Below are 26,995 nucleotides of genomic sequence, written 5' to 3'. Positions count from 1 at the left end.
CGGCCATGGATGATTGAATGCGCGCCAACCGCCCGTCTCGCCCCGAGCCTGTCTGCTTTCTCAAGCCCGCCCGGCACCGGACTGTTTTCCGTCTGGTGCTGCCCACACTGATGGCCGCCGTCCTGCTGGGCGGCTGCCGCACGGAAAAGTCCTCCGACGCGCCCACCATTATCGGTACGCCACCGGCTACTGCTTACCTCGGTGTGGAATACGCATACAACTTCGGCGCCTATGGTGGCGACCGGATTCTCGATTATTCCCTGACCAACGCGCCGGCCTGGCTGGGGCTGGAGGACACCAGCAACAAGGCGCGCCAGGGCATCATCCTGCGCGGCGTGCCCGGTGTGACCGGCGGCGGACGCGGCGAGGCGGATCTGGGCGCCCACGACAACATCAATCTCACCACCACCGACGGCGGACGGGTGGGCGTCGAGGCGTTCGACATCGACGTCCAGGAAAATACAGTGTCCATCGCCGCGCCGGACTACACCGAAGGCGAAACCGGGGCGGCCATTGAGGGAGCCGGCGAAGGTGAGATCTGCGCCATGCCGGACATGTCCGGCACCGGCCGCCACGAAGTGACCTATGATCTGTACAACGAAGACGGCAGCGCCTCCGGCGATACCGAGAGCCGGGTGCTGGAAACACGCCCGGTGCTGGTTACCGTGCGTCTGGCTGAGCCGTCGGTCCTGGCGACCAGGCTGGTCTTTGAATTGGAGAGCGACTTTGATCCGGCCGACTGCGATGGCGGCGCGGACGGCCAGGCCTGCGAATTCTCGACCGAGAACCTGCAGCTGGTGCAACTGGGCAAGGACGTGGTCCTCGCCGGCAATCGCAACGGCAGTGGTACCCGCGAACGTCTGCCTCAGCCGGATTATGTCGAGGTGATCGACGACACGTCGGGCGTACTCACCGTTCCGCCGGGGATCACGGAATGTTTCATCCGCCTCGAAGTCGTCGACGATCCGTTTCCCGAGCCGACCGAGCATTTCCGACTGGCCCTGACTGAGGTCCGTGAGGGCCTGGTGTCCCTGGGCAGTGACGGTAATGGCCTGGGCGAGGCCCTGAGCATTTCCGATAACGCGCCGACGGTGAATTTCCAGTCGCTGAAAGGGCATGCGGCCAGTGCCCTGAACGAAGGTGCGACCGGACGCTTCCAGGCGGTGCTGGATCGCGGCGACGCCCCCGCGTCGCAAGCCTATTCGGTGCGTCTGTTCAATGACCCGGACGTGGCCGAAGCCGGTGCCGCGGATTTCGAGTTCCGGGTGCCCGACCCGGAGGCTCCGGAGACCTTCGTCGCCGGCACCGAGCTGACCTTTCCGGCCAACGAGGATACCGCGTACTTCGAGGTGGCCGCGGTTGACGATTCGGCAGCACCGCCGGCGTCCGAGGACCCGGCCGGGGACGGCCCGGATAATGGCGACGAATTCCTGTCGGTCACGGTCGACGCCAGCTACCAGAACGGGCGCGCCTTCTACGCGTCGGCCGGTACGCCGCTGACGCTGTGGCTCAATGAACTGACATCCCCGCTTCTGGTGGGCGATGCGGCGGCGGGCAGTGTGCCGTCGGATCTGGTGGTGGGGGATAACGGTCGTGTCTTTGTCGCCAGTTCCCTCCATGACGACGCCAGCGGAGAATACTACGCCACGCTGGATATCTACGACCGGTTCGGTGGCAGCGCCCCGGAGCAGACGTTGACGGTGGCGACCGGCAGCACGGTGGCGCCGGAGCCGCGCCTGGCGTTCGCCCAGCGGGTGATTGAAGCGGGTTCGGAGAAGCGTATCCGCCGCTCGCTGGTGATGGCGTTCCGTACGGACGGCGCCGTGCCGGGAGCGACCAGCCGCGGCGGTCTCGACCAGGCGGTCTATCTGTACCGGCGCGATGCCGACGAGCCGGGCTACACGGAAGTCTGGCACCGACAGGACGGCACCGCTGTTGACGAGAAGCCGCTGGCAATCCGCCTAAACACCTCGGACCAGATTTTCCTTGCCGGCGAGACAACCGGCGCCTGGCCCGGGCAAAGCCGGCGTGGCGGCGTGGACGTCTTCGTGCAGCGCATCGACACGGTCACCAACAACGGTGTCGAGGCTCCGGAAACCGCCTGGACCCACCAGCAGGGCTCGGGCGCCGCAGACGGTCTGACCGGGCTGGGCGTCGACAATCTCACCACCACGCTGACCGGCACCACGCTGGGACAGATCGGCAACCAGACGCCACTGGGCGGGCGCGACCTGTTCCTGTCCAAGGTGACGGGGGCGGGCAGCGACGACGCCACGACGAGCCAGGTCGGTACCGCCCGCGGCGACACCGCGAACGCCGCTGAAATTGATGATGCGTTTGCGTGGCTGGTCGGCGACGGGGCCTTTGGCTACTCGCAGCACATCGACGAGTCCGAGTACGTGGCTGAGCTGGTGGCGGGTGCCGACGCGCGTTCCGGCACCGGCTATGTGCTGACCTATGAGCTGGATGGCACGTTCGATTCGGCGCTGACGCTCAACGATGGCGACGATCTGTCCGATGAGCGTTGGTCGGCCGCCACCGGGTTTGACGGCGACCTCATCATCGGGGGACACAGCAGCGGCGCCTTCGTCGAGGGTTCCGGCGGCGGGCTGATCCTGGCACGCGTTGGCCGCGAGGAGCAGGTCGTGATCGAGGAAAACGAAGACGACCCGGACTCGCCGATCGAGCACCGCTTCGGGCGCCTGCTGGAGCGGGGGCGGGACCAGTATCCGTCGCTGGGCATCGGTGCCCGACTGGAACGTCTGGCGGTTTACGAAAACGCTGAGATCACGGCGTTGGTATCACGTAACGCCGGCGGCAGGATCTATGAAGTGCTGCTGTTCAATGGTGATGGCGAGTGGCTTAACCCACCTTAGGGCGGGCTGTTCAGACGTTGCCGGCCTGGGCGCTGCTCTCCGCGTAAAGACGCAGGAAGTCGCGGCCGGTGACGATGCCTTGCGGATTGGAGCCCGGGCCGATGACCAGCGCCGCGTCCAGGCGGTGGGCGAGCATCATGCGGGCGAGCTGATGGGCGTCGGTCTCCGGAGTGGCCGTGAGGAAGGCGGGCAGTTCCACGCTGGCGAAGCGAATCAGGCGGTCGTCTTCCGGTTGTTCGCGCAGCCAGTGCAGCATCCAGCGGTCGCTGATCAGCCCGGCGACGCGCTCGTCGGACACGATGGCCAGGTGATGGATGTCGAAGCGCTCCATCAGTTCGAATCCCTCGCGGAAGGTGGCGCTGGCCGGCAGGGTGTGGACGTGCTCGGTGGCCATGCGGGAAACCGGAATGTAGGCACCGCTTTCCGGATCGCTGGACTGGGTCTGCTCGCCGTATTCGTTGATGGCTCGCTGTGCGGCGGCCTGGCGCTGCTGGGTTTCTACCACGTCCACGGGGTCGTTGCGGCTCTCATGGGCGGGTTGGGACTCGTTCAGCTCATCGACGGTACCGATACCCTGGCCGCGGTAGACCTCGGGCAGGCGGGTTGGCTGGGGGCGTCCGGGTTCACTGACAAATATGGGCATAGGCCATCCTCACTGACTGCAGGCAAGGGGATGCAACCCCGTTGGATACCTTATCGGCGAATGGCGCCAAAAATGAACGACTTTATCGTAACAATCAGAAACGTGGCTCGAATCGTTGCGAAATTCGCCGGAATGCAGTCCAGGGCGCATGGCGGTCATCAAGTGTTCGACTCCCAGCAGCGCGCCAGGTTCAGTCTGCCGCTCAAATCGATCTCAAGACAACTGGGGTGGGCCGTCATCCGGTCCACCAGCCACTCGGCCAGCAACGGAGCCAGGGCGAAACCCTTGCTGCCCAGGCCGGTAAGGACGTAGAGCCCGTCCGGCTGATCGCCCACGGCGCCGGCGACGGGCTGGTAATCGTGAGTCGTGCAGCGGAAGGCGACCCGGCCGCGAATTTGATCGGCAGCAGGTGCGTCGTGACCCCAGAGGTCCGGAAGCCACTGGCTCAGTTTGTCCAGGTTTTCCTGGTGAGACACGGCCGAGACGGCCGGGTTCGCGTCACGCAGGTCAAAGGTCGCGCCGGTGACGGCCCAGCCCTGATGCGCCGGATTGAGGTAGCTGGGCCCGCAGACCACTACCTCGGGGCCGGCCGCGAAGGCTTGCTCCGGGAGCTGGCTGACCTGGCCGCGTATGGGTTTGAAGCGATAGCCGGTTTCTCCCGGCAGCAGACTTTCGATCCGGTGTCCGGCGGCGAGCACGACTTGCGGGGCCGCAGCCTCGAAGCCGTCGGTGGTTGTGACGCGCCAATGCTCGCCATCGTGCGCCAGGGTTTCCACGGTGGCGTTGAAACGGCAGCGGATCGACGGGTGATCGAGCAGACATTGGCAGACACGCCGCGGCGCCAGCCAGCCGCTGCCCGGGAACCAGAGCCCGGCGTGCGCGATGGGCACGCCGCTCAGTTGGCTCGCCTCGTCAGCGGTGACCGGGCGCAGCACCTCGGCCGGATAGTGGTTGCGCGAAATGAAACGGCTCTGCCGGGACGCTTCCTGCTCGGTGGCGGCGATTTGCAGTAGCCCGGTCGGGTGCCAGAACGGCTCGGTATCGCCGGCCAGTGGGCTGTATCGGGCGTAGGTGCGTTGGGCGTGGAGCAGGGCGGCCAGGGCGAGGCGGGTCTCCGGCGTCCGATCGATGCCGAGCTTCACGTAGAGCGCGGCCTGGGGGTTGCCGGAAGCCGCGTCCCCGGGGCCGTCCCCGGCGGCCAGGACCTCGACCTCGTATCCACGTTCGGCCAGGTTACGCGCGGTGAGGGCGCCCGCGATACCGGCGCCGACGACAATGGCACGAGGACGCTCAGACGCCTTGTGATCAACGACGTCGCCCGGACGAAAGCAGCCGACCAGCATGTCCCGCTTGCGGCCATAGCCCGGCGTCTTGCGCATCTCGAAGCCGACGGCCTGCAGGCCCCGGCGCACGGCCCCGACGGCGGTGAAAGTGGCCACGGTGGTGCCCGGCTTGCTGTGTGTGGCGACGGCGTCGATCAGGCGGTCAACCCACAGGTCCGGATTCAGGGCCGGGGCGAAACCGTCCAGGAACCAGGCGTCGGCGGTGAAGTCCAGGCTCTGCCAGGCCTCCAGCGCTTCGCCCTGGTAGAGCGTCAGGCGCACGCGGCCGCCGTCGAAAACGAGCCGGTGAGTGCCGCTGATCAAAGCGGGGTACTGGTCGAGCAGTTCCGCGCTGAGTGGCGCCAGTTCCGGCCACAGTTCGAGCGCCTGGGTCAGGTCTTCGTGGGTCAGCGGAAACCGCTCGGCCGTGACGAAATGCAGGTTGGCGTCGGCCGGCGCGTGGTTGCGCCAGGCCTGCCAGGTGGCGAGGAAATTCAGCCCGGTGCCGAAGCCGGTTTCGGCGACGACAAAGCTGTCGCCGTTGCCGAGGTTGGCAAAACGGCGGTCCAACTGATTGTGGCCAAGGAACACATAGCGCGTCTCCTCCAGACCGTTGTCACGACTGAAGTAGACGTCACCGAAACGCCGGGAGACCGGCTGGCCGTCGCGCCATTCGATGTCCGCCGACTCGATCGCCGGGCCGGCTGACGGCGGGCTGAGGCGAGACGGATTGGGACGAGAAGGCTTGGTGCGAGACGTGCTCTCGCTCATTCCGGAGCGTTCTCCGCAGCAACCACCGTGGCGGAGCGGATGATGACGGGCTCGGTCGGTGCATTCGCCATCATGCCCTTGCGCTCGGTGGGGAGCGAAGCAATGGCGTCGACTGCGCCCATGCCTTCGATCACCGTGCCAAATACGGTGTAGCCCGCGCCGCGAACGCCTTTGTTCAGGTATTCGTTGTCGACCAGGTTGATGAAGAACTGGGAGGTGGCTGAATCGGGATCGTTGGTCCGGGCCATCGCAACCGAGCCGCGCACGTTGCCGAAGGTCGAGCTGGCCTCGTTGGCCACTGGATCGCGGGTCGCCTTGCGCTGCAGGTCCGGTGTGAAGCCGCCGCCCTGGACCATGAAGCCGGGGATGACACGATGGAAAACGGTGCCGTCGTAGAAGCCGGACTCAACGTATTGGAGGAAATTATCGACGGTCTGTGGGGCCACGTCGGGACGCAGGCGCAGAGTAATCACGCCCTCGGTGGTGTCCAGCCGCACAATCGGCATCTCGCCGTTCTGCGCCTGGGCCGCACCGAAACCACCGAGACTCAGCATCAGGGTCAGGATGAAGCGGAATGCGGTCACAGAAACCGAGTCTTTTACGCGTTTTTTCAGGGCCGGAATCGTCAAGGTGGCGTCCTCGTGCTTGGCTGTAGGAATGCAGCGGAGTGTACCAAATTTCCGGTGACAGGACGGCCCGGCCTTGGCAACAAGGCGCATCGCACAGGAGCGACACACGGAGGGGACAGTGAACACGAGGCAGGCTTATCAGGATAAATCCCGACTGGGTCGGCTGCTGGTCAATCGCGGATACCTCAGCGAAGGGCAGCTGACACAGGCGCTGGAAACGCAGCGCGCGTCCGGACGGTTACTGGGTGAGGTGGTGGTGGCGTCCGGCTGGCTGACGCACCGGGAACTGGAACGGGTCCTGCGGCAACAGCGCCGTTACCGGCGCACGGCCGCGTGGTTTGCGGTTGTCACCTTGCCGCTGCAGCCTGTGGTCACGCTTGCTGCAGTGGCGCCGGACCGTTCTGAAGCGGCGCCCGTCGGCCAGATCATGAACCCTGAGCGCGGCTTCCAGCCATTGAGCGACCGTGAAATGCAGGCTGCTGCCGGGCAGGGTAGCGACACCCTGAAGGCCCGGATCGAAGCCGTGGCCAACCTGGGGCAGGCCGCGCAGGGTGAGGAGGTGGATGCCGTCGAGGGTCTCAAGTTGCTGGCGCACACCTTCGTGCCGGTGTTGAATTTTCTTGAGGCTGACGTGACCGTCTCCGGCGTCCATTACCGGCCGGGCAGTCCGCGGATCCGGATTCAGCCGGATGGCGGGGTGCGCCTGGCACTGCCGGAGCGGATCGAGCGTATCAGTCTGACCGATATCCGGGTGACGAACGGAACCGGCCCCACGTTGGGCAACATCGGTCTGCACGACATCCGTTTTTCGCCGGACTCAAAGATGACGATCTACGTGCGCGACTGATCTCGCTTGCGTGCCGATGCAGGTGTTGGGGGAGGCGATCAGTGTCGCCAGCGGAAGGGAAAAAGACGTCGCGGATAACGAGAAAAGCCGGCAACAGGGCCGGCTTTTCTTTTGTGTTCACACCCGGTGGCGGTTCAGGCGCTGGCCAGGACCGTCTTGTGGCTGACGGCTGAGGACTGGCCGGAAGAGCTGTACAGTTTGGCCTGGTCCGAGCAGCCCCGGAAAATCTCATTCAGGCGGCCAAGGCGCTGTTGCAGGTGTCCAATGATTCGGCCATTAACCTGGTTGAGGCGCTGGCAGGCCTTGAGACGGTTTTCCGCGTCCTGCCAGAGCGTGGTCAGTTCCTCGATGCCGGCGCTGCGGATGAACGTGGACGGTTGTCCGTTGCGCGGGTTGAAGCCCATCTGGACCAGAACGTGGATCTTTTGCTTGGCCCGTTCGCGGACGGAGGCGAGAAGCCGGTTCTTCTCCTGGGTCACGCTTTCCAGGCCATCCACATCGGAGGATTTGAGCAGCGACTTCTCCGAAGCCAGAACGCCTCCCAACTGCTCAAGCTGTTTGATGTCTTCTCTCAGAAGTTTCTTCAGTTCATCAATGGCGGCCATGATCTACTCACCCAAAAATGCTTTGATCCATATCAAGCATTTTCTGGGCCAGTTTCTCTGCATCCACTTTATAGCTGCCGTCAGCCAGGGCGGCCTTGATCTGCTCGACACGCTCGTCGTCGACTTCCGGGTAGCTGTTCATCTGCTCTTCCAGCTTCTTCAGGTCCCGGGCCTGGCTGCTCAGACTGACGCTGTCGGGCTGGGAGCTTTGGGTACGAGCCTGTTCGGTCGGCGTCGAGGGGCTTTTCGGCGCAGACTGCTCAGATACGTTCTGGTTGGTCTTGGTGTTGACGTGCCCCGGGCCAACGCCATTGAAATTAACGGACATATCGATACCTGCACATGGTGTGATCTAACCGGTTACATAATGTATCGGCCGGCTCCTGGGAAGCTTTAGCGACTTTTGACATTTTTTCGGCAGGTCGTTGCCGCTTCCAGGCAAGGCCTTGCCGCTCATACTGATGGTTGTGGCTACATCGGGACTTCGACGTGCCCGGGGCTGGTGACCAGCGCCCGCAGTGTCTTTTCTGAACGCAGGTTCTGTACCAGGACCTGCTCGCCTACGCGCCCATTACCCAGGGCCTTGCCGCGGGACTGGACGGCGATCGGTCCGCTGCGGGCGATAATAATAACATGGTCGCCCCGGGCCACGGCATCCGGCTGGGTCACGATATCCGGCGTGAACAGGGTGCCGGAACTGACCGAGCGACGGATTTCCATGCCCACGAGGGATTGGCTGTCGGTAATGGCGCCGCGCCGCGAGGCATTGATGACCACCGCCTGGGAGCGGATCATGCTCTCGGTGACCCGGGCGCCACGGCTCAGTGCACGCGCCGCCACCAGGGCCTGACCGCGGATTTCCATGGACACCGACAGGTACATGCGCCAGGGGCGCTGGCCCTGGCAGGAGACCTCCAGGGTGGGCTGGGTGGTCTGCATGGGATTGCTGGAGAAATCCACCGTCGGCCCATCCAGGCAGGCGGCAAGGTTGAGTCGGGAGTCCAGGTTGCCCAGACTGTAACTGACCTCGCGGCCTTCGGCCTGCTGCTCGCGGACGAACTGCTTCAGAAACTCGTGGGCGGCATCCCGTATCATCCGGGGCGTCGTTTTTTCGACGGCCGCCGCCTGGGACACGACCGTCAGGCCCAGCAGCAGAGACAAAATGTATACGCGCATTTTCGACAGTCTGTCCTATGCTTACGGTGAGTTTGGAACATGCAATGAGACGGAATTCGCCCTAGGCCCTATTGACGGCTTTCCGTCACCGTCGGAAGATGCGGGACCCTTTGGTGGTAATCTCGCAATAACCGTGCCGACTAAATGTTTCGGGATGTCCGACCTCGCGGGGTGAAACTGAGTACAAGACAGGTAACAGCGTATGGCCGGTGTATTGGACAGTGTTAATCAACGCACGCAGCTGGTGGGGCAAAACCGCCTTGAACTGCTGCTGTTCCGGTTGCGGGGGCGTCAGGTGTACGGCATCAACGTCTTCAAGGTGAAGGAGGTCCTGCAGTGTCCCAGGCTTTCCTCCATTCCCAGGAGCCGTTCGGTCGTACGTGGCGTGTCCCACATCCGTGGCGAAACCATTCCCATCATCGATCTCGGCCTGGCCATCGGCATGCCGGAGCTGCCGGCGTCGGATCTGGCGGAGAGTTTCGTGATCATTTCCGAGTACAACCGGCGCACCCAGGGTTTCCTGGTGGGTGGCGTGGACCGGATCGTCAACCTGAACTGGGAAGAGGTCTCGCCGCCGCCGAAAGGCGCCGGACGGGAGGTTTACCTCACGGCGGTCGCCCGCATCGACGATCAGCTGATTGAGATCATTGATGTTGAGAAGATCCTGGCCGAGGTATCGCCGCTGTCGGAAGACGTGGGCGAAGAGATGATTGGCCGGGGAGCGAGCAGCGACCGTTCCAGCACGCGTCCGGTGCTGGTGGTGGATGACTCAAGCGTCGCCCGGCGTCAGGTCGAGCGCTGCCTGACGGCGATTGGCCTGCAGGTGGTCGTACGTAATGACGGCAAGCAGGCGCTGGAATACTTGCGCGAACTGACCGCCGATGGTTCGGATGTTTCCGATCATCTGTCGCTGATCATTTCCGATGTGGAAATGCCGGAAATGGACGGTTACACCCTCGTGTCCCGCTGCAAGGAAAACCCGCAGCTGAGTTCCGTCTATATCATGCTTCACACCTCGCTGAGTGGCGTCTTCAACAAGGCCATGGTCCAGAAGGTGGGGGCAGACGACTTTATGGCCAAGTTCAGTCCCGACGAACTGGCTGAGCGCGTTATGGAAGTCATGGACAAGCTGTAACAGGCTACACCCGACCGGATGCACCGCAACTGCTGAGAGCTCATGAAATCAGAGATTACTCCCCAGGAATACGACGCCTTCAAGACTTTTTTGCAGGACGCCTGCGGCATACTGCTCGGTGAAAACAAGCAGTATCTGGTGAAGAGCCGGCTGCGCAAGATCCTGGAAGAAAACGGGTTTGATACGCTGGGAGGCCTGGTCAAACAGCTGCAACGACCGCGCGACCCGCTGCGTCAGGTGGTCATCGACGCCATGACCACCAACGAAACCCTCTGGTTTCGTGACACCCACCCGTTCCGCATCCTCACCGAACGACTGTTGCCGGAGCTGGCGGAGCAGAAGGGCGGCCAGCCTTTGCGCATCTGGTCCGCCGCCTGCTCGACCGGGCAGGAGCCGTACTCCATCGCCATGGCGATTGACGAGTTCCGCCGTCTCAAGCCGGGCAAACTGCGCGGTGACGTCAAAATCACCGCGACCGACATCTCCCGCAGCGTCCTCGACGTCGCCCGCAAGGGCGAGTACGAAATGCTCGCCATCGGCCGCGGCCTGTCCCCGGAACGCCAGCGCAACTTCTTCGCACCGTCCCCCAGCGGCGGCTGGCAGATCAAACCGGCCATCAAGAGCATGGTCGAGTTCAAGGAACTGAACCTGCTGGAGCGATACATGCTCGGCAAATTCGACCTCGTGTTCTGCCGCAACGTCCTGATCTATTTCTCCGCGGATCTCAAGAAAGACATCCTCACCCGCATGCACGGCGCCCTGAGCCCGGGCGGATACCTGATCCTGGGTGCTTCCGAATCCCTGAATGGATTGCCGGAGTACTACGAAATGGTCCAGTGCCAGCCGGGCATCATCTACCGCGCCAAGAAAAAGTGAAACTGATCAAAAACTACACTCTGCGTTGTTTTTGAAAGAAATTTGCGAAAGGGTGTTGCCAAACCAGGGCAAAAGCATTAGAGTTTGCGCCCTCAGATCGGGGCAGCCCATCTGAAACAGTTTATTGGAGAGGTGGCCGAGTGGCTGAAGGCGCACGCCTGGAAAGTGTGTATACGTTAATAGCGTATCGAGGGTTCGAATCCCTCCCTCTCCGCCAATATTAAGGAAGCCCGGCAACTGCCGGGCTTTTTTATGGCGGAACGGTCGGTGACCGTCCGGCTCCCGCCCTGAGGTCGGGAGCGTTCGCCAGGGTGCGAACGATGTTCGCACCGGGGACCTGGCTTACCCCTCTCCGCCAATAAAAGAACCCGGCTCATGAGCCGGGTTTTTTATTGGCCGATTGGTAGGGTAGAAGAACCCTCGCGGGTTCGACCGAAGCAGGCGAAGCCTGCGTAGGAACGTCGGAGCGCCAGCGACGACGGCCCCGAAGGGGTGAGGCGCGCAGCGCCGAATAATCCCGATCGGGAGTGCTCCGAACGACACTCCACAAGAATGATTGAAAGGCGCCAAATCACCGTCTCTATGGCCACCTGAGCCGATCCACCCCCACCCATTCCGTCCTCTCAAAAAACGCCTCAAACAACGCCCTGTCACACTGTACGTTCGCCAGCTCGGCAAACTGAAACCTGACCGCCGCACCCGGACCCCGCTGACACAGCCGGCTGCAATCCAGCGCCGCCACGGTGCCGATCTTGGGGTAGCCGCCCATGGTCTGGCGGTCGTTGAGCAGGACGATGGGTTGGCCGTCGGCGGGGACCTGGATGGCGCCCAGGCTGATGCCCTCAGAAAGGAGCTTGATGTCCGGCACCTCCAGCGCCGGACCGGCTAGGCGGTAGCCCATGCGGTCAATCTGTTGGGTGATGTCATAGGCGCGTGTGGCCAGAGTATGGCGGGCCGAGAGGCTGAATCGGGCGTACTGATAGCCGGGAATCACCCGCAGGGTCAGCGGCTCGGCGTAATCCGGAATGAACCCGGCCGGTGTCTGATGGGCTGCGGCGGTTGCACCGTCTGCGCAGGGGATCTCCTGGTCGCTTTCCAGTTGGGTGAAGCCGGGTAATTGTTCTCGCGGCGTCATGGAGCGGCTGTTGCAGAAGCGTTCGCCCTGCCAGCCCCCTTTGACGGCAACGTAGTTCAGCAGGCCGCTGCGGGTGGCGCCCAGCGCGAGCCGGTCGCCGGGCTTGAGGTTGTGGGTTCGCCACAGACCGGCGCGGCGGCCGTTGATCGTCAGTTCGGTGTCGGCGCCGGTAACGGCAAGGGTCATGGCGCTCCGGGCTTCGGCCTGGAACTGGCCCATCAGCGTCTCGATGCAGGCGCCGTTCGGATCGTTCTCCAGCAGCTTGTTGGCCCAGCGAAACGCGTGCAGGTCCGCGGCCCCGCCGGGGGCGAGGCCGAGGTGCTGGCTGCCGGTGCGGCCCAGGTCCTGCAGCGTGCTTCTGAGTCCGGCGGACAGGATGCGCAGACCGCTCATAGCTGCCCTCCCAGATCGATGAACTCCTCTCGGGTGATGGTGCGGAAGCGGACCCGATCGCCGGTCTGGAGCAGGGAGAGGGCGGTCAGCGAGAACAGTTCGGTCGGGCAGCGGCCGATGAGGTTCCAGCCGCCGGGGGAGACCGATGGGTAAACCGCGGTTTGCTGGTTGGCGATGCCAACGCTGCCCGCCGGCACCCGCTGGCGTGGTGTGGCTTTACGCGGCGTGGCGATGGCGGGGTCCACCTCGCCCATGAAGCCGAACCCGGGGGCGAAGCCCATGGCAAACACGCGATAGCTGCGGCCTGTATGGCGCTGGATGACGTCGTCGACGGCCAGGCCGGCGTTGCTGGCCAGTGCTTCCAGATCCAGGCCCACGTCCGGATGATAGTAGACCGGCAGCTCGATATCGCGGCCGATCTGCTCGTCGGCCGGTGGCTGGCTGTCCAGGTCATCAATGATCGCCTGGATGGCTGAAACTGCCCGCCGGAAATCCACGCGTTGCACGTCGTACAGGCAGAGCAGGGTGGTGTAGGCCGGCACCTGGTCGACGATCCAGTCGCCCAGGCGATCGGCGATGAGGTTTCGCACATGCAGGATACGGGGCGTCAGGGCGTCGTCCATTGTCTCGCCGAAGCGGATCAGGACGCCATTCTCGGATACGGGTTCGACGATCACGCGGCCTGGCCTAATGCCTCGCGGATGGCCTTCACGGCCGCCAGGGATTCGGGGTTATCGCCGTGCACGCACAGGCTGTCGGCGGGCAGGTCGAGCCACTGCTGCTCAACGCTGAAGACGCCGCCGCGTTCGGCGAAGCTGCGCGCCTGGTCGACGATGCGGGTCTGGTCGTGGTGAACCGCCCCGTCCAGCTTACGGGACACCAGCTGGCCGTCGTTGTCGTAGGCACGGTCGGCGAAGGCTTCCAGCAGCAAGGGCACGCCAATCTCCCGCGCCACGGCACGATGGCTGTCGTGGAAGCGGGTGACGGGGATCATCAACGGCAGGTCGGGATCGTAGCCGTGCACGGCGCGCATGACCGCTTCGAGGATCGCCGGGTCCTGCATCATGTCGTTGTTGAGCGCGCCATGGGGTTTGACGTAGGCGATCCTCTGACCGTGGGCGCGGCAGATGCCGTCGAGCGCGCCGACCTGATACCAGATCAGGGCGTGGATTTCGTCCGCGGTGTGGGGGATGGAGCGACGACCAAAGCCATAGAGGTCGAAGTAGGCCGGGTGGGCACCGATCTCGACCCCGTGCCGCGCGGCCAGTTGAACGGTGCGCACCATGATGTTGGGGTCGGACGCGTGAAAGCCGCAGGCCACATTGGCCATATCGATCAGCGGCATGACCGCTTCGTCGTTACCCATTTGCCAGGCCCCGTAGCTTTCGCCCAGGTCGCAGTTCAGTTTCAAAGCGTTCTCCCCGCGTAGATCCATGACTTCAGCATATCAGTCTCGACCGCCTGGATCAGCCGTTCCTCGTGAGTCTGGCGGGCGCTTGTTAAATCCCGTGAAAGATGACGAGGATCTCGTCAATTCAAGTGTTTGGCCACGATTTGCAATAAAACTGTCACACGGCTTTTCTACGCTCAGCGGGACATTTTTGAGAGGTTGTTCACGTTATGAGCCTAACCGTCCGCATGCGCCTGATGGTGTTTTCCGGCTTCTGCCTCATCGCGTTGGGCGGTCTGGCGGGGCTGGCCCTGTCCGTGGTCCACGAAGCCAAGGAATCGACGGATCGGCTGGTGCGCGAGGAAATGGCCGACGTCTGGCTGCTGACCGACCTCGACCGGAGCCACCGGCAGCTCAAGGATCTGGCCTACAAGATCAAGGCACAGTTGCTGCTCTGGGATGAGATCAACGCCCAGTTCGAGCAAACGTCCCAGGCCATTCGGGAGCAATGGCAACAGGCACTCGACAACCCGCGTATGCGCGGCTGGGCTGAAGAGAACCAGGCTGACCACGACAAGGTCCTCGAGCTGTTAAAGGCTCTCAAGGCACCCATCGACGAGCAAAGCTACTATTCCGCAGGCAAGGTCGTGGACTTCCAGCTGTATCAGGCCGTTGACCCCATGCTGAAGAAGATTGACGAGATGCGCAGCGCTGGCCGCCAGGTGACCGACACCGGTTCCGACCAGCTGCTGACCTTCCTCGACCAGCAGCAGCGTTTCGTGTTGGGCGGTGCCGCGGTCGCATTGCTGGTGGTCATGCTGTTGACCTACTGGCTGCGGCGGACGGTGACCACTCGACTGCAGGTGATCTCCGAGCAGCTGCGGGCGATGGAGTCGGCCTCGGACCTGTCCCGCACCCTCCCAATCAGCGGGCGAGACGAAGTGACGTCGGTGGCCCAGGCCATCAACGGCCTGCTTTCCAAGTTCCGCGAGTTCGTGGGCGACGTCACGGGCTCCGCCGTAGCGCTGCGCGAGCGTTCGTCGAATCTGGATGAGCAGGCCGAAGCCGTGCATTCGTCCACCGCCAACACCAACCGGCAGATCCGCGACGTGGTCGCCTCCATGGGCGCCATCACCGCCAGTGCCGGGGAAATCGAACAGTCAGCCCGCCAGACGCGGGAGCAGGTGGAAGGCGCCGTGCGCGGCAACGACGATGTGCAGGTCCAGTTGCGGGAAAGCGAAGACGCCGCCGAGCACGCGGTCGAAGTGATCGGCCGGGTGGCCGGCGCCATCGAGGATCTGCGTGGCTCCAGCGAGAAGATCGAGCAGGTGATCAGCGTGATTGCGGAAATCGCCGAACAGACCAATCTGCTGGCCCTGAATGCCGCGATCGAAGCGGCGCGGGCCGGCGAGCAGGGGCGCGGTTTCGCGGTAGTGGCCGACGAAGTGCGCGGGCTGTCGCGACGCACCGGCGAATCCACGGATCAGATCCGGCAGTGGGTCAACGAGCTGGTGGAACAGGTGGATCACGCCAACGGGCTGCTGGGTGAGACCCGCCAGGCCGGCGACAGCAACCGGGAAACGCTGGGCACCCTCAAGACGCACCTGGGGGCCATGAAGCAGACGTTCGACGATCTCATGCATTTCAGTAACGACGTGGACCAGGCGATTCTCGTACAGCGGGATGAAATCGGTCGCGTCGGCCGGCGCGCGGATGCGCTGGGCGAGAGCTCCCAGGGACTGGAGGAACATGCGGGCAAGACCAAGGCGGTCAGCGACCAGCTGCGCGAGCAGTCGTCGTCGCTGGAAACGCTGATTGCCCGCTTCCAGGTCTGATTCGGCGGGAGACAATATGACGCTTGGAGACCAGGCCCGCGAGCTACAGCGGATTATCGACCAGCAGCTGGTGTCCACCCTGTTCCAGCCGATTGTGGACTGCCAGAGTCGCACGGTGCTGGGGTATGAGGTGCTCAGTCGCGGGCCGTCCGACAGCCCGTTGCACGGCGCACCGGCGCTTTTCCAGGCGGGCGAGCAGTGTGGGCAGGTGATCCCGCTGGAACGGGCATGCCTGATCGAAGCGGGTCAGAGCTGCCTGCGTCACGGCCTCGATCACCTGGTGTTCGTGAACGTGTCGCCAGGGCTGCTGGCGCCCGAAGCGTTCACCGAAGACCGCCTGGAAGCAATGCTGACGGCCCATGGCATCCAGCCCGATCGGATCGTTATCGAACTGTCTGAACGTTATCCCATCGAAGACCCGGCCCGGCTCCGGGAGCGGCTGATCGCTCTTAAGCAGCGTGGCTTTCTGATTGCCATCGATGACCTGGGCACCGGCTACTCCGGGTTGAAGCTGTGGTCCGAAATTCAGCCGGATTTCGTTAAGATCGACCGGCATTTTATCCGCGATGTGGATCGCGACCTGGTGAAGAAAGAGTTCGTTCGCTCGGTTATCAACCTCTGTGAGCGTCTCGGCTGCCGGCTGATTGCCGAGGGCGTGGAAACCGCCGCCGAGCTATCTCTGCTGCGCTCCATGGGTATTCATTTGATTCAGGGGTACCTGCTGGGCCGGCCCAACCCGTTCCCGGCCGCGAATCTGGATGCCATGGACGAGAGCGAGGTGGTTCGCGGTAACCGGGACACCTCCGATGCCGGCTATCTGGGGCGATTCATCGAGCCGCTGCCGCCGACCGCGACATTGGGCGAAGCCTGGCATCGTTTGCAGGCGTCCCCGTCGGTGTTTGCCTTGCCGGTCGTGGACGGCCCGCGGCCGCTGGGGCTGTTGCACAAATGGCGGGTGATGGAGGTTTTCAGTACCACCTACGGTCGCGCCCTGAACGAGAAGAAACCGGTGTTGAGCCTGATGAGTCACGACGCGCTGGTGGTCGAGCACGACGAGTCGCTGGAAGCGGTCAGTCAGTCGCTGCTGGAAGACGATCTCTACTACCTGAAGCAGCACTTCATCGTGACCCGGGACGGCAACTACATGGGTCTGGGGTCGACGCGCTCGCTGCTCAAAATGCTCACCCGCCGCCGGGTGGAACAGGCCCGCCACGCCAACCCGCTGAGCCAGTTGCCGGGCAACGTGATGATCCAGCAGGAAGCGGAGCTGCGCCTGCGCCGCGGTGAGCCGTTCACCTGCGTCTACTTCGATATCGATCACTTCAAGCCGTTCAACGATCTGCTGGGCTACAGCGAGGGCGATGCCGTCATCCTGTCCCTGGCACGACAGATCGGCGCGGTGTTCGATGGCGACGGGGACTGGGTGGGGCACATCGGCGGCGACGATTTCGTTGTGCTCTGCGATCAGGCGGACGTGGAAGCGCGTTGTCGGCAGGTGCAGGCATTGTTCGTCGGCGATGCTCTGGGACGTTATCCCGAAGGGGTGCGTGAAGCGCGGCAGATTACCGCCCAGGACCGCGACGGCCGCGAACGCTGTTTTCCCCTGGTGTCGTTGTCCGCGGGGTTGATTCGGGCCAGTGGCGAACGTTTTGCCTCGGCTTCGGAACTGGCGTCCCGGGCGTCGATGGCGAAATCGGGCGCCAAGAAGGCGGTGGATGGGTTGTTCTGGCTGGGATTGTGCGACGGCGATGAGTTGCCGGCCCGTGTCACGCAGGAACCGGCGGCGCAGGGAATGACGGCGGGTGGTCCGCAGACCGCCCGCCGCTGGCCGGCGCTTTAGGCTTCCAACTCGGCCAGGCTTTCCTCGATGATGGCCAGGCCTTCCTCCAGCACGTCGTCTTCGATCGTGATCGGCATCAGCACCCGGATCGAGTTGCCCCAGAGGCCACAGTTCAGCAGGATCAGGCCTTTCTCCTTGCATTTCTTGGTCAGCGCCCCGGTCATTTCCGCGAGCGGTTTGCGCGAGACCTTGTCCTCCACCAGTTCGAAGGCGGCCATGGGGCCGAGGTGGCGCACGTTGTCCACGTGCTTGAACCGGTCCTGCCACTGCAGGAATCGTTTCTCCAGCTTGTTGCCCAGGACCACGCTCTTCTCGAGGATCTGTTCCTCCTCGAACACGTCCAGCACGGCCAGGGCCGCGGCGCAGGCCAGCGGGCTACCGCTGTAGGTGCCACCCAGGCTGTTAGGGCCGGAGGCGTCCATCATCTTGGCGTTACCCACCACGGCGGAGATCGGCATGCCGTCCGCCATGCTCTTGGCCATGGTCATGATGTCGGGCTTCACGTCGCTGTGCTCGATGGCGAACATCTTGCCGGTGCGACCGAAGCCGGACTGGACTTCGTCCACGATCAGGGCAATGCCGTGTTCGTCGCAGATGCGGCGCAGCGCCTGCAGGAAAGTCGGCGGTGCGATGTAGAAGCCGCCTTCACCCTGGACTGCTTCCACCACGATGGCGGCGACGTCCTTGGTGGGGATGTCGGTCTTGAACAGCATGTGCAGGGCGTCGAGGGCGTCTTCCTCGGTGATGCCGTGGTAGGGGATCGGGAACGGGGCGCGGAACACGCCGCCCGGCATGGGCCCGAAGTCGTGCTTGTAGGGCAGGACCTTACCGGTCATGGCCAGGGTCATCAGGGTGCGGCCATGGTAGCCGCCGTCAAAGCAGATGACGCCGTGGCGGCCGGTGGCACAGCGGGCGATCTTCACGGCGTTTTCCAGGGCCTCGGCGCCGGCGTTGAACATGCACGCCTTGTGGGCCTCGCCGGTGACCGGCGCGACCTTGCAGAGCTTCTCGGCTAACTGGACGTAGGGTGCGTAGGGCATGACGGTCTGGCAGGTGTGCATCACCTTATCCAGCTGCGCCTTGACGGCGTCCACGATTTTCGGATGTCGGTGGCCTATGTTGAGTACGCCGATACCCCCGGCAAAGTCGATCATACGCTTGCCGTCGGCATCCCAGACTTCGGCGTTTTCCGCCCGATCCGCAAACTGATCGTTGGGGCTGGCGGCGCCGGCGGCAACGTACTTTTCCTTGAGGGCTTGCAGTTCAGCGTTGTTCATAGGCGTTCTCCTGATTGACGTGCCGTGGCCGTGGCCACGTTCGAGGTCGTCGGTCGGGCCTCCGGCCCGGAACCGGTATGGCTTTTCACACTATGACGGGTGTTGGTGATCTACCTCTATAACTTAGAGGTTATGCCCCCGTTATGACCACCCCTTTTACGGTGAAATTTTTGACCCGGGCCAGGCCTCCGAGGTTCCGCTGGCGGTCGGGCAGGTCGGTTGGAAGGGGCCATAGACCGGTCAGCGCGGGCTGACGCTTGTCCGCAAAGGCCATCGCCGTATCCTCCCTGCGTTCCGGCGCCCGGCAGGCGGTATCATCGAAGACACAAGAAAGCGCGGTCAGGGATCGGCCCGCAACAAGAACCGAAGCATCAGGAATACTTGGTCTTGTTACAGGAGGCTCAATGATGAGCGTGATGATCCAGCGAGTGATTGGTTTGACCGAAGAACGGCAGTTGGAGGACCTGTTCGCGGTCCGGGATCTGCATATCAGCTGGCGGGATGACCTGTCGGCCCAGCACCAGCGGGACCCGGACGGGCGCCTGCACCTGGCGCCCATGGTGACCTGGACGGCCCATGGGGAGCATTATCGGTTTATTCCGTGGCTGCGGTTTCGCATCGCCTTCCGGACCTTGCCGTCCATCCTGCGCCAGTTGGGGTGGCGTTCGGAGCATTACTTCGCGATCGACCCGGACGCTCTGCTCAGCGACATCGGTGCGCAGTTGAACCGGCACCATCGAGTGAGCGAGCGCGAGCACTGACGGAAAAGCGGAGGCTTCGGCCTCCGCTTCTCTTTCCGGTCAGCGTTATCCGCCATTCTCTGCCGCCTGCCGCCAGCAAGCGGGTCAGTCGTCTGCTCCAACGGCTTTGGCCAGCTTTGCCCGTTGCGCCAGGTCGTCGCTGGACGGTCCGGCGATCTTCCAGCCCTGCAGATTCTCCACGACCAATTGCTCCAGCGCGTCGATGTGACCGTCGGTCGCGTTGAGGGCGGGGATGTAGTGGAAGCGCTCGCCACCGGCTTCCATGAAATAGTCCCGGTTTTCCTGACCGATCTCCTCGATGGTTTCCAGGCAGTCTGAGGAGAAACCCGGACAGAACACATCCACCGACTTGATCCCCTGTCCGGGCAGCGCCTTCATGGTCTCGTCCGTGTAGGGTTTGAGCCATTCCTCCCGGCCAAAACGGGACTGGAAGGTGGTCATGTACTGGTCTTCGCTCAACCCCAGCCGTTGTGCCAGCAGGCGCGAGGTTTTCAGGCACTCGCAGTGGTAGGGGTCGCCCCGCAGCAGATACTTCTTCGGTACGCCGTGGTAGGACAGGATCAGCTTGTCCCCCCGGCCGTGCTCGGCGCGGTTTGCCTCAATCTGCTGGGCCATGGCCTCGATGTACGGCGGGAAATCCGGGTAGTGGCTGATGAAGCGCAGGTCCGGCAACCAGCGACGCCGGGTGAAGTCGGCACTGATGGCGTCGAAAGTGGACGCCGACGTCGACGCGGAGTACTGCGGATACAGCGGCAGAACCACCAGCTTGGTGACGCCGGCCTGCTGCAGCGCCTCCAGGGCGGAAGTGATCGAGGGATTGCCGTAGCGCATGGCAAAGCTCACCACCACGTCGTCCCCATAACGGGCCTGCAGGCGCTCCCGCAGTTTCTCGCATTGGTGAGCGGTATGGATCAGCAGGGGCGATCCCTCCGGCTCCCAGACCTGCTGATAGGCATGGGCGGAACGCTTGGGCCGAATCCGCAGAATGACGCCGTTGAGGATGAACCACCACAGCAGGCGCGGGGCTTCCACCACACGCGGATCCGACAGGAATTCCTTGAGGTAGCGGCGCAGCGCCGGGGCGGTGGGCGCGTCCGGCGTACCCAGGTTGGTGATGAGGACACCGGTCTTCTCGGGCTGGTCGTGGCGAAATCCGGTGGGACCCTTGTATTGCATCGTTGGCGTTCCGTTCAGTCGCTGGGTTGATGACGTGTCGGTCATTGCGCGTATGACATCATGACCGCTTCAGGAGCGGCTTTTGGCATACGCTGAATCGGGTATTAAGGATCAGCGATCTATAAAAACTAGTCAATGCAGCGACTCCATAGAAATCAGCTATTATCGGCGGCGGTTGTATCAGGGGAAATCGTATTGAGCGACTGCCAGGCGTCGAACGTGCTCAGGAACACCCGGCCGCTCAGGTGCCGCATGAAAGGCGTCGTCTCCAGACGATCCATCACCGGGCCCTTGACCTCTGACAGGTGCAGCCGGACGCCGGCGCCATCCAGTCGGGTATTGATCGCTTCCAGGGTTTCCAGCGCCGAGGCATCGATCATGTTGACGCCGCTGCACATCAGGATGCAGTCGGTGACCGCGGGGTGGTCGCGCAGCGCTTCGCTGATGCGGTCCTCCAGGTAGCGGGCGTTGGCGAAATAGAGCGCCTCGTCGACACGCAGGATGATCAGTTGCTGGTTGGTCTCCACCGCATAGCGCTGCTCGTTGCGGAAGTGCTCGGTGCCGGGCAGACGCCCGACCACCGCGATATGGGGCTTGCTGGTGCGGTAGAGGTACAGCAGCAGCGACAGGGCGACACCGGTAAGAATGCCCGGGATGACGCCGGCGAACACCGTCAGCAAGAAGGTCGCCAGCAATGCCAGACCGTCCTGCCGGGAGTAGCGCCAGGTATCGCGGGCGGAACGGGTATCGATCAGGGTGACCGCTGCAGCCATGATGATGGCTGCCAGGGTGGCCTTGGGCAGGTAGTGGAACAGGTCGGTGAAGAAGACCGTGACCAGACCGATGCCGACGGCGGTCAACACGCCGGCGACTTGCGTCTGCGCACCGGCCTGGTCATTGACCACGGTGCGAGAAAAACCACCGGCCACGGCAAAGCCTCCGGACACGGCGGTCAGCACGTTGGCCGCGCCCAGGCCCATCAGCTCCTGGTCCGGATCGATCCGTTCGCCCCGGCGCGCTGCCATTCGGTGGGCGATGGAGGCCGACTCCACGAAAATCACGAGGCTGATCAGAAAGGCCGGCACCGCCAGTGTCTCGAGCATCGCCAGATTCACCGAAGGCAGCGTCAGGCCGGGCAGTCCCTGGGGCAGCACGCCCACCACCGCAACGCCGGCGTCGCCCAGGCCGGCGCTGGCGGTAGCGACGGTGGTCACCAGCACGGCCACCATAGGCACCAACCGCTGCAGCAGGCCGGCGGCGCTTTCGCCCAGCCCCAGGCGTATCAGCAGGGGTTGGGTATGCCGGCGTCCAGCCAGCAACATGATCAGCGCACCCACCCCGATCAGCAGGGTCAACGCATTGAATCGCTCCAGATGGGTGACAATCGACCCCATGATGTCCGGCAGATTGGCACCGCTGGCGGGAATGGCCAGCAGGGTGCCCAATTGGCTCAGGATGATCAGGACCGCGGATCCGGAGATGAAGCCGGAGATCACCGGATGGCTGATGAAGTTGGCGATGAACCCCAGTCGCGCGATGCCCATCGCGAACAGGTAGAGCCCACACAGCAGCGCCAGCGTCAGGGACGCGCCCAGCGCGACCGCCGGATCACCGTTGCTTAACGGCGCCACGGTAGTGGCACTCATCAGCGCGATCAACGCCACCGGCCCCACCGCCATGGTATGGCTGCTGGCGAACAGCGCGTAGCCGATGACCGGCAGGATACTGGCGTAGAGTCCGGTTTCCGGCGGCAGGCCGGCCAGCATCGCGTAGGCCAACGACTGGGGAATGACCAGGATGGTCATCAGGACCGCGGCGATGGCGTCCTGTATCAGGGTTGTGCGGCGGTACTGCTTCAGCCAGATCCGTGGCGGAAAAAGGCGTGACAGGCGATCGTTCATGCTCCGCCCGTCACGCGTCGCGGCGTGAGGCGAGGGACGCCATGCGCTCCCGTTGTGCTTCCAGGTCGTAACCGGCGGATCTGGCGGTATTCAGCAGTTGGTCGATGTTGTCCCGGCGGGCGCGGGACAGAGCCCACAGGGTCGAGCAGCGGGTGCCGGTGCGGCAGAATGCCAGGATGGGCTTGTCCGCCTGCTCCAGAAGCGGGGCGAAGCGTTCCACGTCCTCGTCGGTGACGTTGCCTGACTGCACTGGCAGGTAGATCCACTCCAGTCCCTGTTCGCGGGCGGCTTCAGCGATGGCGTCGGTAGCGGGCTGGTCGGCGCCCTCGCCATCGGGGCGGTTGGAGACCAGTGTGCGGAATCCCGCCCGGGCCGCCTCGGCCACGTCGGCCACGGAAATCTGCGGGGCGACGGTCAGGGTGTCATCGAGTTTGTGCAGCTCCATCGGGGCGTTCCTCCAGTTCGGACTCATCGGGTTGTGTTTGACCGGCCAGTCATGCGGTCAGGATAGCATTCGGCACCTTACATTGTATGCCCGGCGGCGCGGTTTATTCCTTCAATATCATCACTTAAGCGAGGATTATCGCAGCCGTCTGGTGTCATCGAACAGCCGGAACAGGGCCATGCCGGCCAGCATGGCGGACACGAACACCAGGGCCCCGGGCTGGCCGGCGCCCAGTGCAACCACGCCCGGGCCCGGGCAGAAGCCGGCCAGGCCCCAGCCGGCGCCGAACAGCAGGGCGCCTGTCAGCAATGGCCGGTCGATGTGGCCGGCGGTCGGCCACCGCATGGGCAGACCCAGCCGGCTGCGCGGTTGTCGGCGAAGCAGGAGAAAACCGGGCCAGGCGACACCGATGGCGCCCGCCATCACCAGCGCCAGCGACGGATCCCAGGCGCCAGCCAGATCCAGGAAGCCCAGCACCTTGGCCGGATTGGCCATACCAGAGACGAGCAGCCCCAGGCCAAACACCAGTCCGGCAATGAAGGCGAACAGAGTGCTCCGCATCAGGCCCCTCCCAGCAGATGTCGAACGACAAAAACGGTGATGAACCCGGTCGCCATGAAAACGGCCGTGGCGGCCAGTGAGCGAGGCGATAACCGGGACAGGCCACAGACTCCGTGTCCGCTGGTGCAGCCCGACCCCAGGCGCGTGCCAAACCCGACCAGCAGGCCGGCGAGCACCAGGGCGGCATTGCTGGCCTCGACGACGATGTGCGGTGGGCCGGCGACCAACAGCCAGAGCACCGGCGCCGCCAACAGGCCGGCGATGAAAGCGGCGCGCCAGGCGACCTCACCCCGACGGAGCTGCAGCAGCCCGCCCAGTATACCGCTGATACCCGCGATTCGGCCGTTCATGGCCATCAGCAGGACCGCCGCCAGGCCGATCATGGAGCCGCCGACCAGGGCGGAAACCGGAGTGAAACTGCCCCAGTCGATCACGCGCGGGCCTCCTCGGCCGGGTTGTCACAGAACAGATCGTAGAGTTGCTGCACCATGACCAGAACCTTGGGTTCGGCGATGCTGTAGAACACCTGCTTGCCGAGTTTGCGGGGCTGGATCAGACCTTCCCGGCGCAGGATGCCCAATTGCTGGGACAGCGACGGCTGGCGGATTCCAGTCACCGCCTCAAGGTCGCCGACGCCCATTTCCCCCTGGCTGAGCTGGCACAGCAGCATCAGGCGGTCGGCGTTGGCCAGACTGCGCAGGAAATGGCTGGCCCGGTCGGCGGCATTCCGCATGGCATGGATGTCGACGTGATTCATGATGTCACTCCGTAAGGCAGGGTGAGATCGTCTACCGGTTAAACAATTTACAATTAAGTATAATGTAAGCCAATAAATTCAAGCCGCCAAGCCATGACCCTGGAATGTCTGCGGGCGTCAGCATCATCGGGACGGGGTGGTGGAATCCGGCGCGAAAAAAAGCCCGGCACGGGAGGCCGGGCAGAGGCGTGCGAGTAGTATCCATGAAAGACTTCCAGACAAACCGGCATCAGCAGGGATACCGGTACAGTTAGTATTGTTCATAATTTGCACATCTCAAGTTTTTGGCCGCTCCAGTTGAAACGATTTTATTCTAACGAAAGAACTCTTATAGCGACCCGCAACCACAAGCGTGGCGCGGGTTTCCGGGGAATTGCATACGAAGCTAATAACACGTCGGAAAGGGGTTGTGGTGGGCGGTCGGAAGGGCGGCCCGCGGGCCTTCGCCCCTGAATCCGATGGATGAATGTAATACAATGATCTGCAAAGAAGATTCAGTATCGACGGCGTATCATGTCAGGTCCCGAGTTTGGAGCATCGCACGATGAGCAGTGACAAAGACGAAGACAAGAACCTGGATACCCATCCGGACAGGAAACAGGAGCGCGACGACCAACTGGCGGGCCGGATCAAGGATTCCGCGCGCCAGATCTGGCTGGCGGGCCTGGGCGCCTACACCAAGGCGGAAGAGGACGCCGGCAAGTTCTTCGATCGCCTGGTGCACGAAGGCGAGGAGCTGGATCGCAAGACCCGCGGCGTGGTCGGTCGGCAGGTACGCAACGTCGAAGGGCGCGTGGAAGACGTCAAGGAACGGGCCACCGGCACCTGGGATCGCCTGGAAGGCCTGTTCGACGAGCGGGTTTCCGGTGCCTTGCGGCGGCTGGGTATCCACCGGCGCGATGAGATCGAGGCCCTGGAGGCGCGCATTTCCGCTTTGGAGGCCGAGCTGAAGGCGGTGCGGGAGGAAACCGGTCAGCGGCGGGACGACGAGGAAGAGTAAAGCTCGCCAGCCCTGAGCGGCGTCAGAGGGCGTTATAGATAGGTCGTCACAGACAAGTTCGTCACAGATAGTCCTCCGCCATCAGGATCGCCTCCAGACGCGCCTCTTCCGCCAGGTACGGTGCGATCAGGTTGATCACCTGAAACACGCCGCGGCCCAGATCCACGCTGTCCTTGTCATCCAGGTGCGACAGCAGTTCATAGCTGACCCAGTAACTCAGGGTCAGCGTCAGTTGCTCGCACAGTCCCTCCAGTTCCGCATCTGAAATTCCCATGAGCTCTTGCTGCCGCAGGCTGTTGCACAGTGTGCGAAACGCCTGACGCTTGCCCTGCAGGATCCGGCGAAAGCGTTTCTGCAGGCTGTCGTATCGTGACAACACGTTCACCAGGTCCTGGTAGAGAAACCGGTAACGGGCGATGGCCTCGAAGGTCAGGTGCAGGAAGATGGCCAGCTGTTCCAGGGAGACGACCACATCGCCGGGCACGTCGAGCAGGTCCAGCATGGCCTCTTCGTAGTGCCCGAACAGCTCGCCGACAATGTCGCCCTTGCTCTTGAAGTGGTAATAGAGATTGCCGGGGCTGATGTCCAGTTCGTCGGATATCAGCAGGGTCGTGACGTTGGGTTCGCCCACCACGTTGAACAGCGTGAGGCTGGTGTCCAGTATCCGGTCACGGGTTTTTACCTTCATGGCAATCCCTTCCCCGAGGTCACGGCGCCGTGGCGCCGATCAGATGTCGAATTCGGCCCAGATGGGGCAGTGATCCGACGGGCGCTCCATGCCGCGTATATCGTAGGAGACGCCGGACCGCCTGACCTTGGGCAGCAGGGCGTTATTGGCCATGATCAGGTCGATGCGCAGGCCCCGGCGCGGGTCTCGCTCGAAGCCCTTGCTGCGGTAATCGAACCAGCTGAAGGTGTCCGCTTCTTCCGGATGCAGGTGGCGGAAGACATCGGTCAGGCCCCGGCCTTCCAGCGTCGCCATCCACTCCCGCTCTTCCGGCAGGAAGCTGCACTTGCCGGTGCGCAGCCAGCGCTTGGCGTTGTCGGCGCCGATGCCGATGTCCAAGTCCTGCGGTGAGATGTTCATGTCACCCATGACGATGAGGGGCTCGTCGGACGACGTTTTTTCGTCCAGGTAACGGTTGAGGTCGGCGTAGAACTTTTTCTTGGCGGGGAACTTGGTGGGGTGCTCGCGGCTCTCGCCCTGGGGGAAATAGCCGTTGATGACGGTGATTGCCTGGCCGTCGACAACGTAGCGACCCGCAATAAAGCGCCGCTGGGCGTCGTCATCGTCCCAGGGATAGCCCTTCTGCACGCTCTCGGGCGTATGGCGGGACATCAACGCCACGCCGTAGTGAGTCTTCTGTCCGAAGAACTGCACGTCATAGCCCATGGCGCGAATGTCGTCGGCCGGAAACTCCTCGTCGGTGACCTTGGTCTCCTGCAGGCCGATAAAATCCGGGTTGTAGGTGTCGATGACGGCCTGGAGTTGATGGAGTCGCGTGCGGATACTGTTGACGTTGAACGAAACGACGATCATGGACGATGGGCTTCCTGCGTTGATAAACAATCGATTGTCGCCGAGTCTACCATAGCCGGTGATGACACAAAGGGCCCCCGTGACCGTTGCGGTCACTCCCTGCG

At 63.5% G+C, this 26,995-nt stretch carries 26 protein-coding genes and 1 tRNA gene; 9 read left to right on the top strand and 18 right to left on the bottom strand.

Annotation, left to right across the window (positions count from 1 at the left end; all coding sequences use genetic code 11):
• The first annotated feature begins 17 nt into the window (after positions 1–17).
• On the top strand, positions 18–2,876 hold the full coding sequence (locus DKK67_RS10830; RefSeq protein ID WP_111496350.1) for a hypothetical protein: 2,859 nt from the start codon (positions 18–20) through the stop codon (positions 2,874–2,876).
• 10 nt (positions 2,877–2,886) lie between these two features.
• Here DKK67_RS10830 and DKK67_RS10825 read toward each other — a convergent pair whose 3' ends face one another.
• The 3 genes from DKK67_RS10825 to DKK67_RS10815 all read right to left on the bottom strand — a co-directional run bounded on the left by DKK67_RS10825 (position 2,887) and on the right by DKK67_RS10815 (position 6,196).
• Positions 2,887–3,519, bottom strand: coding sequence for a CBS domain-containing protein (locus tag DKK67_RS10825; RefSeq protein WP_111496349.1), 633 nt, complete (start codon positions 3,517–3,519; stop codon positions 2,887–2,889).
• 158 nt (positions 3,520–3,677) lie between these two features.
• Positions 3,678–5,612: a bifunctional tRNA (5-methylaminomethyl-2-thiouridine)(34)-methyltransferase MnmD/FAD-dependent 5-carboxymethylaminomethyl-2-thiouridine(34) oxidoreductase MnmC gene (mnmC, locus tag DKK67_RS10820; RefSeq protein ID WP_111496348.1), complete on the bottom strand. Its 1,935-nt coding sequence runs from the start codon at positions 5,610–5,612 to the stop codon at positions 3,678–3,680.
• Positions 5,609–6,196 (bottom strand): peptidylprolyl isomerase, encoded by a 588-nt coding sequence (locus DKK67_RS10815; RefSeq protein WP_407657818.1) that lies wholly within the window; start codon positions 6,194–6,196, stop codon positions 5,609–5,611. The genes mnmC and DKK67_RS10815 overlap by 4 nt, the downstream gene beginning before the upstream one ends.
• Before the next feature lie 163 nt (positions 6,197–6,359).
• On the opposite strand from DKK67_RS10815, the gene DKK67_RS10810 reads away from it, so the two are divergent.
• Positions 6,360–7,088: a pilus assembly protein PilB gene (locus tag DKK67_RS10810; RefSeq protein WP_111496347.1), complete on the top strand. Its 729-nt coding sequence runs from the start codon at positions 6,360–6,362 to the stop codon at positions 7,086–7,088.
• Positions 7,089–7,222: 134 nt separating this feature from the next.
• Here DKK67_RS10810 and DKK67_RS10805 read toward each other — a convergent pair whose 3' ends face one another.
• The 3 genes from DKK67_RS10805 to flgA all read right to left on the bottom strand — a co-directional run bounded on the left by DKK67_RS10805 (position 7,223) and on the right by flgA (position 8,869).
• Positions 7,223–7,693 (bottom strand): flagella synthesis protein FlgN, encoded by a 471-nt coding sequence (locus tag DKK67_RS10805; protein ID WP_111496346.1) that lies wholly within the window; start codon positions 7,691–7,693, stop codon positions 7,223–7,225.
• 7 nt (positions 7,694–7,700) lie between these two features.
• On the bottom strand, positions 7,701–8,021 hold the full coding sequence (flgM, locus tag DKK67_RS10800) for a flagellar biosynthesis anti-sigma factor FlgM (protein ID WP_111496345.1): 321 nt from the start codon (positions 8,019–8,021) through the stop codon (positions 7,701–7,703).
• Positions 8,022–8,164: 143 nt separating this feature from the next.
• Positions 8,165–8,869: a flagellar basal body P-ring formation chaperone FlgA gene (gene flgA / locus DKK67_RS10795; RefSeq protein WP_111496344.1), complete on the bottom strand. Its 705-nt coding sequence runs from the start codon at positions 8,867–8,869 to the stop codon at positions 8,165–8,167.
• A 202-nt stretch (positions 8,870–9,071) separates the two neighbouring features.
• Between flgA and DKK67_RS10790 the strand changes: the two genes are divergently transcribed.
• The 3 genes from DKK67_RS10790 (at position 9,072) to DKK67_RS10780 (ending at position 11,097) form a co-directional block, all read left to right on the top strand.
• Positions 9,072–10,004 carry a chemotaxis protein CheV gene (locus tag DKK67_RS10790; protein ID WP_111496343.1) on the top strand — a complete coding sequence of 311 codons (933 nt, stop codon included), beginning with the start codon at positions 9,072–9,074 and terminating at the stop codon, positions 10,002–10,004.
• Between the two features lie 42 nt (positions 10,005–10,046).
• The gene (locus DKK67_RS10785; RefSeq protein ID WP_111496342.1) at positions 10,047–10,880 is read left to right on the top strand and encodes a CheR family methyltransferase; all 834 of its coding nucleotides are present in this window, start codon (positions 10,047–10,049) and stop codon (positions 10,878–10,880) included.
• A gap of 126 nt (positions 10,881–11,006) precedes the next feature.
• Positions 11,007–11,097, top strand: a tRNA-Ser gene (locus DKK67_RS10780).
• Positions 11,098–11,460: 363 nt separating this feature from the next.
• Here the strand turns inward: DKK67_RS10780 and DKK67_RS10775 are convergent.
• The 3 genes from DKK67_RS10775 to DKK67_RS10765 are packed head-to-tail and all read right to left on the bottom strand — an operon-like array spanning position 11,461 to position 13,843.
• A complete protein-coding gene (locus tag DKK67_RS10775) occupies positions 11,461–12,408 on the bottom strand; it encodes a 5-oxoprolinase subunit C family protein (RefSeq protein ID WP_111496341.1) in 948 nt (315 codons plus the stop codon).
• Positions 12,405–13,085, bottom strand: a complete 681-nt coding sequence (pxpB, locus tag DKK67_RS10770) for a 5-oxoprolinase subunit PxpB (protein ID WP_228160575.1) — start codon at positions 13,083–13,085, stop codon at positions 12,405–12,407. The genes DKK67_RS10775 and pxpB overlap by 4 nt, the downstream gene beginning before the upstream one ends.
• Entirely contained in the window at positions 13,082–13,843 is a 762-nt protein-coding gene (locus DKK67_RS10765) for a 5-oxoprolinase subunit PxpA (protein WP_111496340.1), read from the bottom strand. Before DKK67_RS10765 ends, pxpB begins: the two co-directional genes overlap by 4 nt.
• 185 nt (positions 13,844–14,028) lie before the next feature.
• On the opposite strand from DKK67_RS10765, the gene DKK67_RS10760 reads away from it, so the two are divergent.
• Both DKK67_RS10760 and DKK67_RS10755 read left to right on the top strand, forming a co-directional pair.
• Complete coding sequence (locus DKK67_RS10760) at positions 14,029–15,633, top strand: methyl-accepting chemotaxis protein (RefSeq protein WP_111496339.1); 1,605 nt, start codon at positions 14,029–14,031, stop codon at positions 15,631–15,633.
• A 16-nt stretch (positions 15,634–15,649) separates the two neighbouring features.
• Positions 15,650–17,473, top strand: a complete 1,824-nt coding sequence (locus DKK67_RS10755; RefSeq protein WP_111496338.1) for a bifunctional diguanylate cyclase/phosphodiesterase — start codon at positions 15,650–15,652, stop codon at positions 17,471–17,473.
• On the opposite strand, the gene gabT is transcribed toward DKK67_RS10755, so the two are convergent.
• Positions 17,470–18,750, bottom strand: coding sequence for a 4-aminobutyrate--2-oxoglutarate transaminase (gene gabT, locus DKK67_RS10750; RefSeq protein WP_111496337.1), 1,281 nt, complete (start codon positions 18,748–18,750; stop codon positions 17,470–17,472). The genes DKK67_RS10755 and gabT overlap by 4 nt on opposite strands.
• Positions 18,751–19,154: 404 nt before the next feature.
• On the opposite strand from gabT, the gene DKK67_RS10745 reads away from it, so the two are divergent.
• Positions 19,155–19,511: a hypothetical protein gene (locus tag DKK67_RS10745; RefSeq protein WP_111496336.1), complete on the top strand. Its 357-nt coding sequence runs from the start codon at positions 19,155–19,157 to the stop codon at positions 19,509–19,511.
• An 84-nt stretch (positions 19,512–19,595) separates the two neighbouring features.
• On the opposite strand, the gene hemH is transcribed toward DKK67_RS10745, so the two are convergent.
• The 6 genes from hemH to DKK67_RS10715 all read right to left on the bottom strand — a co-directional run bounded on the left by hemH (position 19,596) and on the right by DKK67_RS10715 (position 24,351).
• The gene (hemH, locus tag DKK67_RS10740) at positions 19,596–20,687 is read right to left on the bottom strand and encodes a ferrochelatase (RefSeq protein WP_111496335.1); all 1,092 of its coding nucleotides are present in this window, start codon (positions 20,685–20,687) and stop codon (positions 19,596–19,598) included.
• 155 nt (positions 20,688–20,842) lie between these two features.
• Positions 20,843–22,588: a SulP family inorganic anion transporter gene (locus DKK67_RS10735; protein ID WP_111496334.1), complete on the bottom strand. Its 1,746-nt coding sequence runs from the start codon at positions 22,586–22,588 to the stop codon at positions 20,843–20,845.
• Positions 22,589–22,598: 10 nt separating this feature from the next.
• A complete protein-coding gene (locus DKK67_RS10730; RefSeq protein ID WP_111496333.1) occupies positions 22,599–23,033 on the bottom strand; it encodes a TIGR01244 family sulfur transferase in 435 nt (144 codons plus the stop codon).
• Between the two features lie 135 nt (positions 23,034–23,168).
• On the bottom strand, positions 23,169–23,594 hold the full coding sequence (locus DKK67_RS10725; protein ID WP_111496332.1) for a DUF6691 family protein: 426 nt from the start codon (positions 23,592–23,594) through the stop codon (positions 23,169–23,171).
• A complete protein-coding gene (locus tag DKK67_RS10720) occupies positions 23,594–23,977 on the bottom strand; it encodes a YeeE/YedE family protein (protein WP_111496862.1) in 384 nt (127 codons plus the stop codon). The genes DKK67_RS10725 and DKK67_RS10720 overlap by 1 nt, the downstream gene beginning before the upstream one ends.
• Before the next feature lie 47 nt (positions 23,978–24,024).
• On the bottom strand, positions 24,025–24,351 hold the full coding sequence (locus DKK67_RS10715; RefSeq protein ID WP_111496331.1) for an ArsR/SmtB family transcription factor: 327 nt from the start codon (positions 24,349–24,351) through the stop codon (positions 24,025–24,027).
• Between the two features lie 544 nt (positions 24,352–24,895).
• Here DKK67_RS10715 and DKK67_RS10710 point away from each other — a divergent pair.
• On the top strand, positions 24,896–25,351 hold the full coding sequence (locus tag DKK67_RS10710) for a phasin family protein (protein ID WP_111496330.1): 456 nt from the start codon (positions 24,896–24,898) through the stop codon (positions 25,349–25,351).
• A 61-nt stretch (positions 25,352–25,412) separates the two neighbouring features.
• On the opposite strand, the gene DKK67_RS10705 is transcribed toward DKK67_RS10710, so the two are convergent.
• Both DKK67_RS10705 and xthA read right to left on the bottom strand, forming a co-directional pair.
• Positions 25,413–26,039 carry a TetR/AcrR family transcriptional regulator gene (locus DKK67_RS10705; RefSeq protein WP_111496329.1) on the bottom strand — a complete coding sequence of 209 codons (627 nt, stop codon included), beginning with the start codon at positions 26,037–26,039 and terminating at the stop codon, positions 25,413–25,415.
• A 39-nt stretch (positions 26,040–26,078) separates the two neighbouring features.
• Entirely contained in the window at positions 26,079–26,891 is an 813-nt protein-coding gene (xthA, locus tag DKK67_RS10700) for an exodeoxyribonuclease III (protein WP_111496328.1), read from the bottom strand.
• Between the last annotated feature and the right edge of the window lie 104 nt (positions 26,892–26,995).

The sequence above is a fragment of the Marinobacter bohaiensis genome (assembly GCF_003258515.1).
In the GTDB taxonomy this organism is placed as follows: Bacteria; Pseudomonadota; Gammaproteobacteria; order Pseudomonadales; family Oleiphilaceae; genus Marinobacter_A; species Marinobacter_A bohaiensis.
The sequence above is the reverse complement of the archived record's forward strand: the minus strand, read 5'-3'. Positions and strand labels throughout refer to the sequence as shown.

What these genes read in the sequence shown, in the direction of transcription:
- DKK67_RS10830 (WP_111496350.1), top strand. Translation starts at nt 18, where the DNA reads ATGCGCGCCAACCGCCCGTCTCGCCCCGAGCCTGTCTGCTTTCTCAAG.
- DKK67_RS10825 (WP_111496349.1), bottom strand. Translation starts at nt 3,519, where the DNA reads ATGCCCATATTTGTCAGTGAACCCGGACGCCCCCAGCCAACCCGCCTG.
- mnmC (WP_111496348.1), bottom strand. Translation starts at nt 5,612, where the DNA reads ATGAGCGAGAGCACGTCTCGCACCAAGCCTTCTCGTCCCAATCCGTCT.
- DKK67_RS10805 (WP_111496346.1), bottom strand. Translation starts at nt 7,693, where the DNA reads ATGGCCGCCATTGATGAACTGAAGAAACTTCTGAGAGAAGACATCAAA.
- flgM (WP_111496345.1), bottom strand. Translation starts at nt 8,021, where the DNA reads ATGTCCGTTAATTTCAATGGCGTTGGCCCGGGGCACGTCAACACCAAG.
- flgA (WP_111496344.1), bottom strand. Translation starts at nt 8,869, where the DNA reads ATGCGCGTATACATTTTGTCTCTGCTGCTGGGCCTGACGGTCGTGTCC.
- DKK67_RS10790 (WP_111496343.1), top strand. Translation starts at nt 9,072, where the DNA reads ATGGCCGGTGTATTGGACAGTGTTAATCAACGCACGCAGCTGGTGGGG.
- DKK67_RS10785 (WP_111496342.1), top strand. Translation starts at nt 10,047, where the DNA reads ATGAAATCAGAGATTACTCCCCAGGAATACGACGCCTTCAAGACTTTT.
- DKK67_RS10775 (WP_111496341.1), bottom strand. Translation starts at nt 12,408, where the DNA reads ATGAGCGGTCTGCGCATCCTGTCCGCCGGACTCAGAAGCACGCTGCAG.
- DKK67_RS10765 (WP_111496340.1), bottom strand. Translation starts at nt 13,843, where the DNA reads ATGGATCTACGCGGGGAGAACGCTTTGAAACTGAACTGCGACCTGGGC.
- DKK67_RS10760 (WP_111496339.1), top strand. Translation starts at nt 14,029, where the DNA reads ATGAGCCTAACCGTCCGCATGCGCCTGATGGTGTTTTCCGGCTTCTGC.
- DKK67_RS10755 (WP_111496338.1), top strand. Translation starts at nt 15,650, where the DNA reads ATGACGCTTGGAGACCAGGCCCGCGAGCTACAGCGGATTATCGACCAG.
- gabT (WP_111496337.1), bottom strand. Translation starts at nt 18,750, where the DNA reads ATGAACAACGCTGAACTGCAAGCCCTCAAGGAAAAGTACGTTGCCGCC.
- DKK67_RS10745 (WP_111496336.1), top strand. Translation starts at nt 19,155, where the DNA reads ATGATGAGCGTGATGATCCAGCGAGTGATTGGTTTGACCGAAGAACGG.
- hemH (WP_111496335.1), bottom strand. Translation starts at nt 20,687, where the DNA reads ATGCAATACAAGGGTCCCACCGGATTTCGCCACGACCAGCCCGAGAAG.
- DKK67_RS10735 (WP_111496334.1), bottom strand. Translation starts at nt 22,588, where the DNA reads ATGAACGATCGCCTGTCACGCCTTTTTCCGCCACGGATCTGGCTGAAG.
- DKK67_RS10730 (WP_111496333.1), bottom strand. Translation starts at nt 23,033, where the DNA reads ATGGAGCTGCACAAACTCGATGACACCCTGACCGTCGCCCCGCAGATT.
- DKK67_RS10725 (WP_111496332.1), bottom strand. Translation starts at nt 23,594, where the DNA reads ATGCGGAGCACTCTGTTCGCCTTCATTGCCGGACTGGTGTTTGGCCTG.
- DKK67_RS10720 (WP_111496862.1), bottom strand. Translation starts at nt 23,977, where the DNA reads ATGATCGGCCTGGCGGCGGTCCTGCTGATGGCCATGAACGGCCGAATC.
- DKK67_RS10715 (WP_111496331.1), bottom strand. Translation starts at nt 24,351, where the DNA reads ATGAATCACGTCGACATCCATGCCATGCGGAATGCCGCCGACCGGGCC.
- DKK67_RS10710 (WP_111496330.1), top strand. Translation starts at nt 24,896, where the DNA reads ATGAGCAGTGACAAAGACGAAGACAAGAACCTGGATACCCATCCGGAC.
- DKK67_RS10705 (WP_111496329.1), bottom strand. Translation starts at nt 26,039, where the DNA reads ATGAAGGTAAAAACCCGTGACCGGATACTGGACACCAGCCTCACGCTG.
- xthA (WP_111496328.1), bottom strand. Translation starts at nt 26,891, where the DNA reads ATGATCGTCGTTTCGTTCAACGTCAACAGTATCCGCACGCGACTCCAT.